The 17,649-nt window shown below is 65.3% G+C and carries 17 protein-coding genes; 16 read left to right on the top strand and 1 reads right to left on the bottom strand.

Annotated elements, in window-relative coordinates; all coding sequences use genetic code 11:
• Nucleotides 1-16 precede the first annotated feature (16 nt).
• From lspA to BLU67_RS12110, 5 genes are all read left to right on the top strand, one after another.
• On the top strand, nt 17-562 hold the full coding sequence (gene lspA / locus BLU67_RS07935) for a signal peptidase II (protein ID WP_143027377.1): 546 nt from the start codon (nt 17-19) through the stop codon (nt 560-562).
• A complete protein-coding gene (locus tag BLU67_RS07930; RefSeq protein ID WP_092564720.1) occupies nt 559-1,488 on the top strand; it encodes an RluA family pseudouridine synthase in 930 nt (309 codons plus the stop codon). The genes lspA and BLU67_RS07930 overlap by 4 nt, the downstream gene beginning before the upstream one ends.
• Complete coding sequence (locus tag BLU67_RS07925; RefSeq protein ID WP_092564718.1) at nt 1,485-1,961, top strand: GNAT family N-acetyltransferase; 477 nt, start codon at nt 1,485-1,487, stop codon at nt 1,959-1,961. Before BLU67_RS07930 ends, BLU67_RS07925 begins: the two co-directional genes overlap by 4 nt.
• A 118-nt stretch (nt 1,962-2,079) precedes the next feature.
• Nucleotides 2,080-5,622, top strand: a complete 3,543-nt coding sequence (gene dnaE / locus BLU67_RS07920) for a DNA polymerase III subunit alpha (protein ID WP_092564716.1) — start codon at nt 2,080-2,082, stop codon at nt 5,620-5,622.
• 128 nt (nt 5,623-5,750) lie between these two features.
• On the top strand, nt 5,751-6,374 hold the full coding sequence (locus tag BLU67_RS12110) for a hypothetical protein (protein ID WP_143027376.1): 624 nt from the start codon (nt 5,751-5,753) through the stop codon (nt 6,372-6,374).
• Here the strand turns inward: BLU67_RS12110 and BLU67_RS07915 are convergent.
• On the bottom strand, nt 6,371-6,889 hold the full coding sequence (locus BLU67_RS07915) for an O-acetyl-ADP-ribose deacetylase (protein ID WP_092564714.1): 519 nt from the start codon (nt 6,887-6,889) through the stop codon (nt 6,371-6,373). The two genes, BLU67_RS12110 and BLU67_RS07915, sit on opposite strands and share 4 nt — an antisense overlap.
• 77 nt (nt 6,890-6,966) lie before the next feature.
• Here BLU67_RS07915 and hisD point away from each other — a divergent pair, with 77 nt between their 5' ends.
• The 11 genes from hisD (at nt 6,967) to BLU67_RS07860 (ending at nt 17,319) form a co-directional block, all read left to right on the top strand.
• The gene (gene hisD / locus BLU67_RS07910) at nt 6,967-8,283 is read left to right on the top strand and encodes a histidinol dehydrogenase (protein WP_092564712.1); all 1,317 of its coding nucleotides are present in this window, start codon (nt 6,967-6,969) and stop codon (nt 8,281-8,283) included.
• Nucleotides 8,284-8,350: 67 nt separating this feature from the next.
• On the top strand, nt 8,351-8,788 hold the full coding sequence (locus tag BLU67_RS07905) for a GNAT family N-acetyltransferase (RefSeq protein WP_092564710.1): 438 nt from the start codon (nt 8,351-8,353) through the stop codon (nt 8,786-8,788).
• 10 nt (nt 8,789-8,798) lie between these two features.
• Nucleotides 8,799-9,911 carry a histidinol-phosphate transaminase gene (locus tag BLU67_RS07900; protein ID WP_092564709.1) on the top strand — a complete coding sequence of 371 codons (1,113 nt, stop codon included), beginning with the start codon at nt 8,799-8,801 and terminating at the stop codon, nt 9,909-9,911.
• Complete coding sequence (gene hisB, locus BLU67_RS07895) at nt 9,898-10,524, top strand: imidazoleglycerol-phosphate dehydratase HisB (RefSeq protein WP_092564707.1); 627 nt, start codon at nt 9,898-9,900, stop codon at nt 10,522-10,524. The genes BLU67_RS07900 and hisB overlap by 14 nt, the downstream gene beginning before the upstream one ends.
• Entirely contained in the window at nt 10,521-11,132 is a 612-nt protein-coding gene (locus BLU67_RS07890) for a hypothetical protein (protein WP_092564705.1), read from the top strand. Before hisB ends, BLU67_RS07890 begins: the two co-directional genes overlap by 4 nt.
• Nucleotides 11,125-11,757, top strand: a complete 633-nt coding sequence (hisH, locus tag BLU67_RS07885; RefSeq protein WP_092564703.1) for an imidazole glycerol phosphate synthase subunit HisH — start codon at nt 11,125-11,127, stop codon at nt 11,755-11,757. The genes BLU67_RS07890 and hisH overlap by 8 nt, the downstream gene beginning before the upstream one ends.
• Before the next feature lie 13 nt (nt 11,758-11,770).
• Nucleotides 11,771-12,517: a bifunctional 1-(5-phosphoribosyl)-5-((5-phosphoribosylamino)methylideneamino)imidazole-4-carboxamide isomerase/phosphoribosylanthranilate isomerase PriA gene (gene priA, locus BLU67_RS07880; protein WP_092564701.1), complete on the top strand. Its 747-nt coding sequence runs from the start codon at nt 11,771-11,773 to the stop codon at nt 12,515-12,517.
• Entirely contained in the window at nt 12,510-13,295 is a 786-nt protein-coding gene (locus BLU67_RS07875; RefSeq protein WP_176780745.1) for an SseB family protein, read from the top strand. Before priA ends, BLU67_RS07875 begins: the two co-directional genes overlap by 8 nt.
• 198 nt (nt 13,296-13,493) lie before the next feature.
• Entirely contained in the window at nt 13,494-13,958 is a 465-nt protein-coding gene (locus tag BLU67_RS07870; protein ID WP_143027375.1) for a hypothetical protein, read from the top strand.
• Between the two features lie 103 nt (nt 13,959-14,061).
• Nucleotides 14,062-16,851, top strand: a complete 2,790-nt coding sequence (locus BLU67_RS07865) for a cation-translocating P-type ATPase (RefSeq protein WP_222842429.1) — start codon at nt 14,062-14,064, stop codon at nt 16,849-16,851.
• 63 nt (nt 16,852-16,914) lie between these two features.
• Nucleotides 16,915-17,319, top strand: a complete 405-nt coding sequence (locus tag BLU67_RS07860) for a DUF4184 family protein (RefSeq protein ID WP_092564695.1) — start codon at nt 16,915-16,917, stop codon at nt 17,317-17,319.
• Nucleotides 17,320-17,649 lie beyond the last annotated feature (330 nt).

Genomic DNA, 17,649 nt, shown 5'->3' with positions numbered 1-17,649 from the left:
GAACGGAACTGAATTGGTGCAACGCGAACGCGCACCGCGGGCGGCCTTCGGCATCGGGATGGCCATCGCGCTCGCCTGCCTAGCCATCGACCAGGCCACAAAGATCTGGGCGCTGTCCGCCCTTGAGCCCGGCGTCTACCACCCGGTCCTCGGGCGCGCCTTTGGCTTAACGCTCGTATTCAACTCCGGCGCCGCCTTCTCCTTCGGCTCGGGCGCCACCTGGATCTTCACCATCGTTGCCGCGGCCTGCGTCATCTGCGCCACCTACGCCCTGACCCGCATCACCCACCCCGCGTGGATCATCGTCGTCGCGGTTCTGCTCGGCGGCAGCGCGGGCAACCTCATCGACCGGATCTTCCGAGCCCCTGGCACCTTCCAGGGTCACGTCGTCGACTTCCTGTCATATTCGAACTGGTTCGTCGGAAACGTTGCCGACATCTTCATCGTCGGCGCCGCGATCGCGCTCGCCATCTTGTCCTTCACCTCCGATCCGCGGCCCGGCCGCAAGCTGCTGACCGACGACGGAACGGCATTTGATGACGAGGAGGCAGCCGGCTCATGACCGCCGAGCGGCGCTACCTGCCCGTCCCCGATGGATTGATCGGCCAGCGAGCCGACGCCGCGCTGGCGCGGATGCTCGGGATGTCTCGCTCCAAGGTCGCCGACCTGCTCGATGCCGGCCATGTCTACGCCAGCGGCATGCCGCTCGCGCGCAGCGCCAAACTCAGCGGTGATATGCTGCTCGACATCACGATCCCGCAAGAAGAACCGCCTGCCGACATCGTCGTCGCCGGCATGCGGATCCTGCACGAAGACCCCGACATCATCGTCGTCGACAAACCCGCTGGCGTTGCCGCCCACCCGTCCTCGGGCTGGGAGGGCCCAAGCGTCGTCGGATCGCTGCGTGCCTCCGGCTTCCGCGTCTCCAACCTGGGACCGCCCGAGCGCGAAGGGATCGTCCATCGCCTGGACGTCGGGACCTCCGGACTCATGGTCGTGGCCCGCTCCGATCGCGCCTACTCGGCCCTGAAGCGCGCGTTTAAGTATCGCGAGGTGAAAAAGAAGTACCTCGCCCTCGCCCAGGGCACCGTCACCCCCGCGGTAGGCACGATCGATGCGCCCATCGCTCACCAGGGCGGCAAGCAGTGGAAGATGGCGATCCGCAACGACGGCAAACCCGCGATCACGCACTATGAGGTCATTGAAGAGCTGCCCGGCGCGAGCCTCGTCGACGTTGACCTGGAGACCGGGCGCACGCACCAGATCCGGGTGCACTTCTCCGCGATCAAACACCCGCTCGTCGGGGACCTGACCTATGGCGCAAACCCGAAGGAGGCCGAAGCCCTCGGCCTCATCCGGCAGTGGTTGCACGCCTACGAATTGAGATTTACCCACCCCGGAACCAGGGAGACCGTGACGTTCCGGAGCGAGCCGGCCGAGGAGCTTGCCGCCGCGCTTGCAACGCTCAGGGAAGGACGAGAGTCATGATCGATATCCGCGTCGTCAGCGACCTGGCAGACATCCAGGCTGCGCGAGGAATCCGCTACGAGGTCTTCGTTATCGAACAGCAGGTTCCGCTCGTTCTGGAAGTCGATGCGAGGGACGCGCTGCCCGATACGATCCAGGTCCTCATGACGATCGAAGGCAAGCCGGCCGGTACCGGGCGGCTCTTACCGGACCACGATCACCCCGGCGTCGTGCACGTCGGCCGCCTCGCCGTTCTTGAGCGCTATCGCGGTCAGCAGCTGGGAGCGCGCCTGCTTGCCGAGCTCGAAGCCGAAGCGATCCGCCAGCTCACGCCGGACCCTTCCGCGGGCCTCATCAGCGAACTGTCGGCACAGGAGTACGCCCTGGACTTCTATCGCAAGGCGGGCTACGAGACGATCGGGCGGGAGCGTTACCTCGATGCCGGAATCTGGCACCACGACATGCGCAAAACACTCATCGCTCCCGTGCAATGAGGTTGCTCACCGCTGAATTCACCAGTCGCGTAGACCATGCGGAAACCGCCGCCGCCGCGTTCGACACCCCGGCGGACCAGGCGCCTGCGTAACCGCCCCGCTAGGTAGAGTTGGGGCCATGGCTTCCGAGGACTTCGTTCACCTGCATGTACACACCGAGTACTCCATGCTGGACGGTCACGCGAAGATCGACAAACTCTGCCAGGAAGTCGCTCGGCTCGGCCAGCCCGCCATAGCCATCACCGATCATGGCTATGTCTTCGGCGCTTACGAGTTTTGGAAGACTGCCACCTCCTACGGCCTCAAGCCCATTATTGGTGTCGAGGCCTATATGACGCCGGGAACCTCCCGCAAGGACCGCTCGCGCGTCACGTGGGGTACGGAAGCCCAGCAGCGCGCCGGCGATGATGTCTCGGCCCGCGGCGCCTACACGCACATGACGCTACTTGCTCGCACCACCGAGGGCATGCACAACCTGTTCCGGATGGCCTCGCTCGCCTCAATGGAAGGCCAGCTCGGCAAGTGGCCGCGCATGGACCGCGATCTGCTGCAGACCTACTCAACCGGCCTCATCGGCACGGCTGGATGTCCCTCGGGAGAGGTTCAGACCAGGCTTCGGCTCGGCCACTACGACGAGGCGCTGCGTGCGGCCGGCGAGTTCCAGGACATCTTCGGCAAGGAGAACTTCTTCGTCGAACTGATGGACCACGGACTGGAAATCGAAACCCGGGTCCGCCAGGATCTGCTGAAGATCGCTCGCCAGCTCAAGGCCCCGCTCATCGCGACGAACGACTCGCACTACGTCAAGCCGGAAGACGCCATCCCGCACTCCGCGCTGCTGTGCTTGCAGTCCGGCTCGACGCTGTCGGATCCCGATCGCTTCAAGTTCGATTCCGATACCTTCTATATCCGTCCCGAGGCAGAGATGCGGGCGCTGTGGCCCGAACTGCCCGAGGCCTGCGACAACACGCTGCTCGTAGCCGAGATGTGCGACGTCAAGTTCACTACCACCGCGGACGGCGCGAACTACATGCCGCACTTCCCGGTCCCTGCCGGGGAGAACGAAGAGTCCTGGTTCATTAAGGAAGTCGAAAAGGGCCTGCAGCTGCGCTTTCCTGGGGGCGTTCCCGCGCACGTGCGCGAGCGGGCGGACTACGAGGTCAAAGTCATCTTGCAGATGGGCTTTCCCGGCTACTTCCTCGTCGTGTCCGACTTCATCACGTGGGCGAAGAACAACGGCATACGGGTCGGTCCGGGGCGTGGCTCCGGTGCCGGTTCGATGGTCGCCTACGCGCTGCGCATCACCGATCTCGACCCGATCCAGCACGGTCTGCTCTTCGAGCGATTCCTTAACCCGGACCGCGTCTCGATGCCGGACTTCGACGTCGACTTCGATGAGCGCCGCCGCGGCGAGGTCATCGACTACGTCAACGATAAATACGGTGAGGACCGCGTCGCGCAGGTCGTGACCTTCGGTGTCATGAAGGCCAAGCAGGCCCTCAAGGACTCCTCTCGCGTGCTCGGCTACCCCTACGCGATGGGCGACCGCATCACCAAGGCGATGCCGCCCACGGTCATGGGCAAGGACATCACGATCCCCGGCATCTTCGATCCAAAGGACAAACGCTACGCCGAAGCTGCGGAGTTCCGCGAGATGCACGGCGAAGATCCGGACGTGCAAAAGATTGTTGACATGGCCAAGGGGATCGAGGGGATTACCCGCCAGTGGGGTGTGCACGCCTGCGCGGTCATCATGTCCAGCGCTCCGCTCATGGACATCATTCCGCTGATGAAGCGGCCCGCCGACGGCACCATCATCACGCAGTTCGACTACCCGACGTGTGAGACCCTCGGCCTGCTGAAGATGGACTTCCTCGGGCTGCGCAACCTCACGGTCATCACCGATGCACTCGATAACATCGTGAAGAACGGGGGAGCGCCACTCGATCTCGATCACGTACCGATCGATGATAAGGCCACCTATGAGCTCATGTCGCGCGCGGAAACGCTCGGTGTATTCCAGCTCGATGGGGATGGCATGCGCGAGCTGCTGCGCCTCATGCGCCCCGATAACTTCGAAGATATCTCCGCTGTGGGCGCGCTGTATCGTCCCGGACCGATGGGCGCGAATTCTCACAAGAACTACGCCCTGCGCAAGAACGGGCTGCAGGAGATCACGCCGATCCACCCGGCCCTGGAAGAACCTCTCCAGGAGATCCTCGGCACGACCTATGGTCTGATTGTCTATCAGGAGCAGGTCATGGCGATCGCCCAGAAGCTCGCGGGCTACACGCTCGGCCAAGCAGACTTGCTGCGTCGAGCCATGGGCAAGAAGAAGAAAGCCGAGCTGGACAAGCAGTACGAGAGCTTCCACTCCGGCATGATCGAGCGCGGCTATCCGGAAGACTCGGTCGAGACGCTGTGGAACATCCTGCTGCCGTTCTCTGATTACGCATTCAACAAGTCGCACTCGGCGGCCTACGGTCTCGTGTCCTACTGGACCGCATACCTCAAGGCCAACTACACCACCGAGTACATGGCGGCGCTGCTGACAAGCCAGCAGGGTAACAAGGATAAACTCGCGGTCTACCTTGCCGAGTGCCGTCGCCTGGACATCACCGTGCTGCCGCCGGACGTCAACTCCTCGGAAGCGACCTTCACACCGCAGGGCAAGGACATCCGCTTCGGTCTCGGAGCGATCCGTAACGTCGGCGCCCACGTCGTGGAAGGCATCGTCGAAGCTCGCACAGAAAAGGGCGACTTCACGAGCTTTGAGGACTTCCTGGACAAGGTGCCGGTCCAGGTGTGTAACAAGCGCACGATCGAATCCCTCATCAAAGCCGGCGCCTTCGACCAACTACAGCCCTCACGCCGGGCGCTCGTGGTCTGCCACGAAGATTTCGTCGACGAGATCATCTCGATCAAGCGTAAGGAAGCGGCCGGCCAGTTCGACCTGTTCTCGGCAGTCGACGATGAGGAAGAATCCACCAACTTCACCTCCGTCGTACCGGACATCCCGGATTGGGACAAGCGAGAAAAACTCACGTTCGAGCGCGAAATGCTCGGGCTCTACGTCTCCGACCACCCGCTGTCCGGCCTCGAACATGTCCTGAGCATGCACGCGAACACGACGGTCGCCTCACTCATGGACCAGCCCGAGCGCCGCGACGGCGACCGGGTAGAGATCTGTGGCCTCATCTCGGCGGTCCACCGCAGGGTGACGAAGCTCGGTAAGCCCTGGGCATCGCTCGAGATTGAAGACCTTACTGGCGGTGTCACGGTGAACTTCTTCCCGCAGACCTACCAAACGGTCGCCACCGAGATCACCGAGGACCTGGTCGTCGCGATCAAGGGCCGGTTCCGCGCTGAAGAAGGACAGTCACCCACGATTGCTGCGATGGAGATGTCCATTCCCGATGTCGACATCGACTCCGGAGCGCCCGTGCACATCTCGCTGCCGGCACACCGCTGCACCCAGTCCACGATCAAGTCGCTCACCCGGGTACTTTCCAGCCATCACGGACCGAGCGAGGTGCGTGTACATCTGACATCGGCCGGACGCCGGACCGTTGTGGCTCTCGCCGATGCCTATCGCGTGAAGCCAGGACCGGCACTGTTCGGTGATCTTAAAGCGCTGCTCGGAGCGAACTGCCTGCGGTAAGAATCGTGTGCGCCCCAGTATTCTCCGTTAGGACGCACGTTTGCCTCAAGCTTTCGATTGGCAGATAGCGGTAAGCGAAGAGAGACTACTTACAGAGTATTCGCAAAATATGAGGGAACATGTAGAGCTTGTTCACAAAGTTTGGATGGCCTAGAATTCTGCTCGCCTTGCTAGTGGTCACTGTGGCCATTCTATGGCTAGTTGGATCTTTGGAGTTTGCAGAGGTCTCTTCCCTAGCTGCTTCAGCACTGGCCGCTATAGTCGCGCTATCAATCAACGAGACTGTTTCAGCGCGCAGACGAACGGAAATAGAGGAAGAAGTTACCCGGAAGGAACGCGAGCGAGAAACGCTCGTCTTGCAGAGGAGAGCTGAAGTTTACAGTCAAGTTCTCACACACTTGAGTTTTTCCTTTACGGGACGGTCGGGCTCGTCGCCTGTCGAAACGCATTCTCCCTACCCCGAACAAGTGATTCGTACACTCATCGCTTTCTGGGGTTCTCAGGACTTCATTGAGGGGTACCTGAACTGGAAAAATCTAGTGAGGCCGTTTTCAGGCAGAGGCACAGTTTCTGTTCCCAGCGATGTCATTCCTAAAGTGCGAGAGGCATTTGCTGCCCTTATCCGCATTGCTAACAGGGATGTGAGTATTGGTGGGGAAGATAAGGATGTTCTAGATATACAGTTGGTCATCTTTGATGACAACGATTTGGTTGGCGGAATGCCTGGAGCTGCATTCTATCCGCCTAATTAGATGAGATTTTGAAAAGCGAGCGCGATCGACTCGCTGAACAACACGAAGCGGAGCTCGGCGATGCCGTCATTCTTTGGCTTGTCAGCTTCCTGCCGCGCCGCGCCAACCAGCACCTCGGCGACCTCATCCATATCCCAGCCGTAGGCCCCGGCCGAGATCGCGGGAAACGCGATGGACTCGACTTCCAGCAGGCGCGCTACCTCGAGGGAAGAGTGCAGGCAGTTTGCGAGCAGCTGCGGGTCGGACTCGCCGCGGTGGCGGTTCGGCCCAACGGTGTGAATCACCCACGAGGCTGGCAGATCGAATCCCGGCGTCGAGACGGCTTCGCCCACGGGCAGGCCGTCGGGGTACTGGGTTCTGCGCACTTCGGTGCAGGCGCCAAGGAGCTGCGGGCCGGCGGCGGCATGGATCGCGCCGTCGACGCCGCCGCCTCCCATGAGCGAGGAGTTCGCGGCGTTCACGATTGCGTCGACGCGGGCCTCGGTGATGTCGCCAGTGACAGCTGTGATCTTCATGACTCGATCGTAGTAGGAGTCCCAGTTTTCGCTGGACGGCCCGGGTTCTGGCGCCCGCGCTCAACTATCCTGGCATCATGCTCAACCGGATCGATTTGCGGACTACTGACCTCGCGACGTGCGACATCGAGGAGCTGCTGCCGCGCGCGGCGCTCGACGTGAGTGAGGCCCTGGCTCAGGTACAGGGCGTCATCGACGATGTGCGACATCGCGGGGCGGCGGCGCTGATCGAGCAGGCCGAGCGCTTTGACGGGGTACGGCCCGAACACCTGCGGGTGCCGGCTGCGGAGTTGAAGCGGGCGGCGGACGAGCTCGACCCGGAGCTGACGGCGGCGCTGAAAGTCGCGATCGAGCACGCGCGGGCGGGGCACTCGGCGCAGCTGCCGCGTGAGGTGACAACCGAGATCGTGCCCGGCGGCACGATCCGCCAGCGCTGGATTCCGGTGCGACGCGTCGGGCTATATGCGCCCGGCGGGCTCGCCGTCTACCCGAGCTCCGTCGTCATGAATGCCGTTGCGGCGCAGGTCGCGGGCGTGGCGGACATTGCGCTCGCGAGCCCGGCGCAAAAAGAGTTCGGTGGGCTGCCGCACCCGAGCGTGCTCGCCGCGTGCTACCTGCTGGGCGTTGACCAGGTCTACGCCGTTGGGGGAGCGGGCGCTATCGCGATGTTTGCCTATGGCGTGAAGAACGCCGACGGCTCGGCGCTGTGCGAGAGCGTGGACGTGGTGACCGGCCCGGGCAATATTTACGTCGCGGCCGCCAAGCGTGCGGTTGCCTCGCGCTGCGGGATCGATGCCGAGGCCGGCACGACCGAGATTGCGGTGATCGCCGATAGCGCCGCCAATCCGGCGTTCGTCGCGGCCGACCTGCTGTCCCAGGCCGAGCACGACCCGGCGGCGGCGTCCGTGCTCATCACGGATTCGGCCGAGTTCGCCGATCGCGTCGATGCGGAGCTGGCCGCCCAGGTCGCGGCGACCCGCCACCGCGAGCGGGTGCGCACGGCTCTTTCGGGCCCGCAGAGCGCAACGGTGCTCGTCGCGAGCATCGAGGACGCGATCACCGTCGCCAATACCTACGCCGCCGAACACCTGGAGATCCAGACCGAGGACGCCGAAGGCGTCGCGGCGCGAATCCGCAATGCGGGCGCGATCTTCGTCGGGCCCTACACGCCGGTGCCCGCGGGCGACTACGTCGCCGGCTCCAATCACGTCCTGCCCACGGGCGGCACGGCCCGGCACGCCGCGGGGCTGAGCGTCATGGCCTATATCCGGCCCGTGCAGCAGGTGACGTACAGCCAGGAGGCGCTCGCCGCCATCACGGAGCCGCTCGTGACCCTCGCACGCGCCGAGGACCTGCCCGCGCACGCGTTTGCCGCCGAGGTTCGCGAGGCATAGCTCGCCGCCAGCTGGCATCGCTCCGACATAATAGAGGGGCATTGTTTCTCACTGGAAGGGGCTCATCATGGGCGTTGAACTGATCGAGGTTGTCTCACCCGAACTCCTCGAGGCCGTAAACCTCCTCATCCCGCAGCTGTCGAGCTCGACGGGGGAGCTGACGCTCGAGGACGTTGAGGCCGTCGTCCACCAGGAGGGCGTCTACCTGTTCGTCTACCGCGATCCGGCAACCGAGGCGCTCCTCGGCATGCTCACGCTCGCCACCTTCCGGATCCCGACGGGCCTGCGCGCCTGGATCGAGGACGTCGTCGTCCACGAGGATGCCCGCGGCCAGGGGGCCGGCCAGCAGCTCGTCGAGGCCGCCACGAGCTACGCCGAAAAGCTCGGCGCGCGCAGCATCGACCTGACCTCCCGCCCGAGCCGCGAGGCCGCCAACCGGCTCTACCAGCGCTGCGGGTTTGCCGCGCGCGAGACCAACGTGTACCGCTATTCCGCCGTCGACTAAGAAAGCCCCGATGACCTCCATTCCGCTTCGCGATGACCTCGTTGGCAGCTCGCCGTATGGCGCCCCCGAGCTTCGGGTGACGGCCCGCCTAAACGTCAACGAAAACCCCTACCGCCCCTCCGACGAGGTTGCGCAATCGATCGCGCAGTGCGTCTTTGCGGCGGCCAAGGACGCTAATCGCTATCCCGAGCGCGATTTTCCGGCGCTGCGGGAGGCGCTCGCGGACTACCTCGCGGCGGAATCGGGGGTCAGGCTGGCCCCGGAGCAGATCTGGGCGGCTAACGGCTCGAACGAGGTCATGCTCCACCTCATGCAGGCCTTTGGCGGGCCGGGGCGCGTCGTGCTCTCGAGCAATCCGACCTATTCGATGTATCCCGAGTACGCGCGCGATACCTTCACCGGCTACCAGCTGGTGGCCCGCCGCGCGGACTTCTCGATCGACGTCGAGGCCCTCGCGATCGCGGCCGCGCGTACCAACGCTTCGCTCATCCTCATCGCCTCGCCCAATAACCCGACGGGCACGGCCACCCCGCTTGCCGACCTGCTCGATCTCGCGACGCGGGTGCGCGGCGTCGGGCCGAACGGTTCGGACACGCTTCTCGTCGTCGATGAGGCCTACGCCGAATTCCGGCGCGCGGGCGTTGATTCCGCACTCACCTTGCTCTCGCAGGCGCCGAACATCGTCGTGACGCGCACGATGTCGAAGGCCTTCGGGATGGCGGGGCTGCGGCTCGGCTACCTCGCGGCAACCCCCGAGATCGTCGACGCGCTGCGCGTCGTGCGGCTGCCCTATCACCTCTCGGCGATCACGCAGGCCGCCGCGATTGCGGCGCTGTCCCACCGCGAGGAACTCATGGCCCAGATCGCGCACCTGCGGCAGCTGCGCGATGAGGCCGCCGCGTGGCTCGAGGCACGCGGCTTTGAGGTCGTCGACTCCGATGCCAACTTCCTGCTGTTTGGACGGTTTCCCGATTCGCACGCGGTGTGGGCACAATTGCTGGATAAGGGAGTGCTGATCCGCGAGGTCGGACCCGAGGGGTTCGTGCGCGTGAGCATCGGCACCGACGACGAGATGGACCTGTTTTACCGCTCGCTCATGGAGGTTACCGGTGGCGCGCTATAGCAAGACGAAGACCAAGGATCGCACCGCGCGCATCGCGCGCTCGACGAGCGAATCCCAGATCACGCTCAGCCTCAACCTCGACGGCACGGGCGTCTCCGATATCTCCACGGGCGTGCCGTTTTACGACCACATGCTCACCTCGCTCGCCAAGCACTCGCTGATCGACCTCACGATCGCCGCGACGGGCGATACCCACATCGACGCCCACCACACGGTGGAGGACACGGCGATCTGCTTCGGCCTGGCGCTGAAGGAGGCCCTCGGCGATAAGCGCGGCATTAGGCGCTTTGCCGACGCGACCGTGCCGCTGGATGAGGCGCTCGCGCTCGCCGTCGTGGATCTCGCCGGGCGGCCCTACGTCGTGCACGAGGGCGAACCCGAGGGACAGCAGTATCACCTCATCGGCGGGCACTTCACGGGCGCGCTCATGCGCCACGTCGTCGAATCGATCGCGCTGCACGCCGAGATCTGCATCCACCTGCGGCTGCTCGCGGGCCGGGATCCGCACCACATCGTCGAGGCCCAGTTCAAGGCGCTCGCCCGAGCGCTGCGTTTCGCCTGCGAGAAGGACCCGCGCACGGACGCGATCCCCTCAACGAAGGGCGCGCTATGAGCGAGGAGAACGTCGACGACATCTTCGCGCAGATGATGCGCGCCGAGGGGCTCGACAAGCTCGGCGAAGAGGACATCGCGGCCGATGAACGCCGCGCGCTCGCCGTCATCATGACGCCGATCGCCTCCGCGCAGGCGCTCGCGGGCCTCTGCGCGATGGCGGGGCTCGACCTGAAGGTCATCGACTCATCGACGGGCGCCGTCGCGGCCGCCGAATTCACACCCGAAGAGGACTGGAGCGTCGAGGCGCTCACGAGCGGCGTTGCCGTGCCCGCCTTCGCCGATGAGGCTGCCCGGGCGCTGTCCAAGACCTCCCGTATGGGCGCGGTGCTGCTCGTCGTCGAGGTGAGCGTTGATCCCGAGGGTGGGCAGGGCACGGCGGGCCAGATGATCGCGCGCAACTATGCGAACGGGGAGCCCGGCGAGGACATCTCGCCCGGGCTCGTGCTCGCGAGCGCCGATGACGTCGTGGAAAACCTTTTGCTGGGCGAGGTCACCCTCGCCGAGCTGCCCGAGGTCCACGACTCCTCCAAGCTCTCCCGGCTAAAGGCCGCCCGTCTGTTCATGCGCGGACTGCGCCGCGGCCCGAAGGGCGAGGCGAGTGAGTAAGGTCGTCGTCCTGGACTACGGCTCGGGCAACGTCCGCAGCGCCTGCCGCGCCCTGGAGCGCGTCGGCGCCGATGTCACCCTCACCGCCGATTTCACTTCCGTGCTCGAGTGCGATGGCCTCGTCGTGCCGGGCGTTGGCGCCTATGCCGCCTGCATGGCGCAGCTGCGCGCCGTCGACGGGGACCGCCTCATCGAGCGGCGCCTGGCCGGCGGGCGCGCGGTCCTCGGGATCTGCGTCGGCATGCAGATCATGTTCGACGGCGGAAACGAGCACGGCGAATACACGAGCGGCCTTGGCCAATGGCCGGGCGATGTCACCCGGCTGCAGGCACCCGTCGTGCCGCACATGGGGTGGTCCACCGTTGCCGCGCACCCCGAGACCCAGCTGTTCGCGGGCATCGAAGACGAGCGCTTCTACTTCGTCCACTCCTATGCCGCGCACGAGGACCCGGCCGCGCTGTACGGCGAGTCCAAGACGAGAAAGCCGCTGACCTCCTTTACCACCTACGGTGAGCGCTTTGTTGCTGCAATCGAAAACGGCCCGCTCGTCGCCACCCAGTTCCACCCCGAAAAGTCCGGCGAGGCCGGGCTGACGCTGCTCGCCAACTGGCTGCAGCGCCTGTAACGAAAGGACCCCCGTGTTAGAGCTGCTACCCGCGGTCGACGTCGTCGATGGCCAGGCCGTTCGCCTCGTGCAGGGCGAGGCCGGCACCGAAACCGGCTACGGCGATCCGCTCGCCGCCGCCCAAGACTTCGCCGACCAGGGCGGCACCTGGATCCACCTGGTTGACCTCGACGCCGCCTTCGGGCGCGGATCGAACGCCGAGCTGCTCGCCAGCATCGTCGCCGCCCTCGACGTCAACGTCGAGATGTCCGGCGGGATCCGCGACGACGCCTCGCTTAAGCGGGCGCTCGCCTCCGGCTGCCGCCGCGTGAACCTGGGGACCGCCGCGCTGGAAAACCCCGAGTGGACCGAGCGCGCCATTGCCGAGCACGGCGACCGCATCGCCGTCGGGCTCGACGTGCGCGGCACGACGCTCGCGGCCCGCGGCTGGACGGAGGAGGGCGGCGAGCTCTTCGAGGTGCTCGAGCGCCTCAATAAGGCCGGGTGTGCGCGCTACGTCGTCACCGACGTCACCAAGGACGGCACGCTGAAGGGCCCGAACCTGGAGCTGCTCGCCAAGGTCTGCGCCGCAACCGACGCGCCCGTCGTCGCCTCCGGCGGCGTCGCTGAACTCGAGGACGTCGAGGCCCTGGCGGGCATGGTCGATACCGGCGTCGAGGGCGCCATCATCGGCAAGGCGCTGTACGCCGGGAACTTTACCCTCGCCCAGGCGCTGCAGGTCGCCGCGGGCAAGAGCGCAGCCGAGGCCCGCCGTGGTTGAGGCCCACCTGCCCGAGGGCGTCGCCGCCCCGCCGCCGCCCACGCCGAAGAAGTTCTTGCGCGCCAACCCGTTCAGCAACGACGACGGCTCCTGCCCGCCCGCACTAGCGGCGGCCCTTGCCGCCGAGGAGCGGACGATCGCCGTCGTCGCGGCCCTGGCAACCGAGCGCATCCTGCTGCCCGTCGTCCCGCACGCCCACCCCGGCCGCACTGCCGACGGCGGCGTCGTCGAACACGCAAACATGAAGCACGACGAGGACGAGGTCGACAACGCCTGCGAATCGGCAAAGCTCGTCTCGGTCGAACTTGCCGACGGGCGCCACGCCATGCCCGTGTTCTCCTCATATGACCGGATGCGCGAGTGGAACAGCGCCGCGCGGCCCGTGCCCACCGAGGCGCCGCGCGCCGCCCTCGCGGCCGCGAGCGAAGCCGATGGGCTCATGCTGCTGGACCCGGGTAGCGAGCACGCCACCCTCATTCCGCGCCCCGCCGCGTGGGCCCTCGCCCAGGGCCGCGAGTGGATTCCCGCACAGCGCGATCCCGAGCTCGGGGGCCTGATCGCCCGCACCCTCACGGGCGTCCCGCACCTGGCGGGCGTGCGCGTGGAGCCGGGTAAGACCACGGAGATTAGGATCGTCATCGCCCTGCGTCCTGGCCTTGATGCCGAGCAGCTGCGCGCGAGCCTGACCGAGGCCAGCGAACGCTTAAAGAACAACGACGACGTGCGCTTGCGCGTCGAATCGATGGAGCTCTACCCGATTTCGCTCGCCGAAGCATAAGCCCCGAACCCGGCGGCCGCCCGGGTAGGGAGCCTCCGGGCGCACGCGATCTACGGGATTGGAGTGTGGGCCTCGGCTCGCGCGCTGCGCGCGCTTCGGTAACGGCACGCATTCCACTTGATTGGGTACAAGTTCTAATCGGCTGTTTTTCGCGCGCCGTGACTCACACGAGTCTGTAAGTTTGAGTAGGTTGTGATTATGGAGATCGCTAATACGTGGGATGAAATAGACCTACCAATCCTCCTCGCTTGCGCGCAGGCGACAATGGGCGGGAATGCTGCAGATGTTGAGTTGATTGCACAAATCGCTGACCAAAGTGAAGACACGGTCGTTGCCTCACTGTGCCGACTAAAACTCGTATATATCAACACTGACGAGATGGCGATCATCCAAGAAGGGCCAAACGGTTTCGAGGACGTACCGAACGCGATCACCGTAAGAGGTTTGACTGAGAAAGGCTTGCGAGTTGCTGGGGCTTGGCCGTCACCTGAAGCCACTGTCGAGGAGCTCCTCAAGAGCATTGATGAAGAGATAAAGAAGCTTGAAGTCGATTCTCCGATGCGTGGAAAGTGGGTGGCGCTTCGCGATTCAGTTTTGAACTTAGGAGCGGGTACTGGCGCCAATGTGCTTGGCCCCCTCATTCTCAACGCCTTGGGACAATAGAAGGCGTATCACCGGACGCGTGCTTCGACTTGAAAGTCGTCCTGCGCGCGCTTTCGTAGCGGTACGCGAGACAATGGAGGCGTCCGCGTCCCGACGTTTCTAGGTGGAGACCATCACTACGCATCCCAGCCAGCGCCCCGCCCGCGAGGTGGCAGCCGACTTCGACGTCGACATCGAATCGGGCCTCACGAGCGAGCAGATCGATAAGCTCCGCGAACGCTATGGCCGCAACGAGCTGCGCCAAGCGCCGCCCGTGCCGATGTGGCGCAAGGTGCTCGCCCAGTTCCAGGACCCGCTCGTCTACCTGCTGTTCATCGCCATGGCGATCTCGCTGGTCGCCTGGCTCGTCGAGGGCGCGGCGGGAGCGCCGATCGATGCCATCGTCATCGCCCTCATCGTCATCGCCAACGCCATCATCGGCCTCATCGAAGAACGCAAGGCCGAAGGCGCGGTCGCGGCGCTATCGTCCATGACGGCCGCAACATCCACCGTTCTGCGCGACGGGGCGCTTACGACGATCGAGTCCGCGGACCTCGTCCCCGGGGACATCCTCGTCCTTTCCGAAGGCGACGCCGTCGGCGCCGACGCACGCCTCATCTCCGCGACGAGCCTGCGCGTGCAGGAGGCCTCGCTCACGGGGGAGTCGGAGGCGAGTGCGAAGCAGACCGAGGCCCTTCCCGGGCCCGCCCCGCTCGGCGACCGCACGACGATGGTCCACAAGGGCACGGGCGTCGTCCAGGGTGTCGGCCGCGCGGTCGTGACCGCCACCGGAATGGACACCGAGGTCGGCGCGATCGCCGACATGCTGGAGTCAACCGAAGCCGATCAATCGCCCCTGACCCGCGAGATCGACAAGGTCTCCAAGTTCCTCGGCATCCTCGTCATCGCGATCGCCATCGTCGTTATGGGGGCGCTCTTCCTCCTCAACGACGTTGACGACGTCTCCGAGGCGGTCGAAATCCTGCTCCTCGGCGTATCCCTGGCCGTAGCCGCCGTACCCGAGGGCCTGCCCGCGATCCTCTCCCTCGTCCTCGCGATCGGCGTGCGCGCGATGGCGCGGCGCAACGCCATCATGAAAAATCTCCACTCCGTCGAGACGCTCGGCGCCGCCTCCGTCATCGCGTCCGACAAGACCGGCACGCTGACGCGCAACGAGATGACGCTGCGCACCATCATCACCCGCTCCGGCCAGCTCGAGGTCTCCGGCACCGGCTATAGCCCCGACGGCGAGATCCTGGGCGAGCCGAGCGCTACGACGCTCGCCGAGGCCCGCGCCGTCCTCATCGGCGGGGCGCTCGCGAACAACTCCCAGCTGACACACGACGGCGAATGGTCGATCGAGGGCGATCCGACGGAGGCCGCCTTCCTCGTCGCGCTGCGCAAGGTCGTGGGCGAGGAGCCCGACTTCGAGCGCCGCGGCGAGATCCCCTTCACTTCCGAGCGCAAGATGATGTCCGTCGCTGGCGTGCGGGGCAGCGGGGAGCCGATCCTCTTGACCAAAGGCGCGCCCGACGTGCTGCTCGCGCACTGCGCCACTGAACGCTCCGGCCACGACGCGGTAGCGCTCAGCGATGAGCGCCGCAGCGAGATCCTGCGCGAGGTTGAGCGCCTGTCGGCAGAGGGCTATCGAACCCTAGGGGTGGGCTATCGCGCGCTCGAGCACGCGGGCGAGGAACTCGCCGCGGACCTCGAGGAGGACCTCACGTTTGCCGGCGTCGTCGGCATCATGGACCCGCCGCGCGAGGAAGCCAAGGACGCCATCGCCGAAGCTAAGGCCGCGGGCATCCGCCCAATCATGATCACGGGCGACCACCCTCGCACCGCCGCGCGCATCGGCGCCGACCTCGGCATCGTCGAACCCGGCGCCCGGGCCCTGACCGGCCCCGACCTCGATACCCTCAGTCCCGAGCAGTTCCGCGCGGCCGTGCGCGAGGTCAGCATCTACGCGCGCGTCTCGCCCGAGCACAAGCTGCGCATCATCGATGAGCTGCAAGACGAAGGCCGGATCGTCGCGATGACCGGCGACGGTGTGAACGATGCGCCCGCGCTGAAAGCTGCCGATATCGGCGTCGCCATGGGCATCACCGGCACCGAGGTCACAAAGGAAGCCGGCTCGATGATCCTGGCCGACGACAACTACGCCACGATCGTTGCCGCCGTGCGCCAGGGCCGCGCCATTTTCGATAACATCCGCAAGTTCCTGCGTTTCCTGCTGTCGTCCAACATGGGCGAGGTCATGACGGTGTTCTTCGGCGTCGTTTTTGCGAGCTTCCTGGGCCTGTCGCAGACCGCCGGCGCCGGGCTCGCCGTGCCGCTGCTCGCGACCCAGATCCTGTGGATCAACCTCGTGACTGACTCCGGCCCCGCCCTCGCGATGGGGGTCGATCCGGAGGACGGCAACGTCATGGAGCGCAGGCCCCGGGACCCGTCAAAGGCGATCATTGACCGCCACATGTGGGGCCGGATCGGCTTCATCGGGGTCATCATGGCGACGGTCTCGCTGCTGGCAATCGACATGTTCCTGCCAGGTGGTCTCGTCACGATCGAGGCAGACTCGCTCACCGTAGCCCGCACCGTCGGCTTCACCACGTTGGTCTTCTCCCAGCTGTTTAATGCGCTGAACTCTCGCTCCGATCACCACAGCGCGTTCCGTGGCCTGTTCGCCAACCGGTGGTTGTGGGCGTCGATTGCGCTCGCGATCGCGCTCCAAATTGCCGTCGTCCATGTGCCGTTTATGCAGGTGGCTTTCTCCACCGAGTCGATGACCCTCGCCCAGTGGGGCGCCGCCATCGGACTCGCCTCTATCGTTCTGTGGTCCGAAGAGCTTTCCAAGCTCGTGCGGCGGTGGATTGTCAGCACTTCGGCTATTTCTCATCGGTCTCATGCACGATGAAGCTACGGCCCCCTCGATGCTCGGGAAGGATCTGAAAAAGGGGCCTCGCCCGCAGCGTTCCTAGTGTGCCTTACACACTGTCTCACCCAGCGTTCGCGATCCCGCTGCGCAGACTTGGCCTTCCTACCACGGCGCTCGCGTTGGAGCTATTCCGCTACCCACTCGGTCACGGGGATCCTCACGCTGTGCCTCGCCACCGGCACAGCGCTCTGGATGTGGTGGCTATGCGTCCGGCACCCGCTGTACGACGCGCTGCCGGCCTCCTGGCGCAACTCGAACACAGACATTGATCCGTGGCGAAGAACCAGGCGCCGCAAGGGCCGGTCAAGGATGGTCATGGCCGGCCTCTTTATCCTCGGTCTGTGGATTGGGGCCGCCGGTCACGTTCTGGTCGATGAGTTCACGCATGAAGGACGCTGGGCCCACACGGCTATTGCTTGGTATGACACGCTGATTGCCTCGGACTGATCGTCGTCTTTCTAGCCATTCGAAGCTGGCTCCTCGAGCGCAAGCGTGAGGACACCGAGCTCGACTCAGGAGTAGAGGAATGGTTTTCGACAACGGGGGAGGCCTTCTGCAAACGCCGTAGGCTACTCATGAGGACGGCCCTCATCGGTGGCACCATCGTCGGCATGGGTAAGGCTGCAAGCATCATGCTCACGGACAGCGGCCGGAGCTACCCTGGGAGCGATCATGTGGCATGTCGTGAGCCAAGCAAACCGATCCCGCGAGTCTCGGCCCCGCGATGAGGAATCGGGGGATAAGGCGCTGCAGGAATTGGCGCACGCCACACCGCCG

Source organism: Bowdeniella nasicola, from assembly GCF_900107735.1.
In the GTDB taxonomy this organism is placed as follows: domain Bacteria; phylum Actinomycetota; class Actinomycetes; order Actinomycetales; family Actinomycetaceae; genus Bowdeniella; species Bowdeniella massiliensis.
The sequence above is the reverse complement of the archived record's forward strand: the minus strand, read 5'-3'. Positions and strand labels throughout refer to the sequence as shown.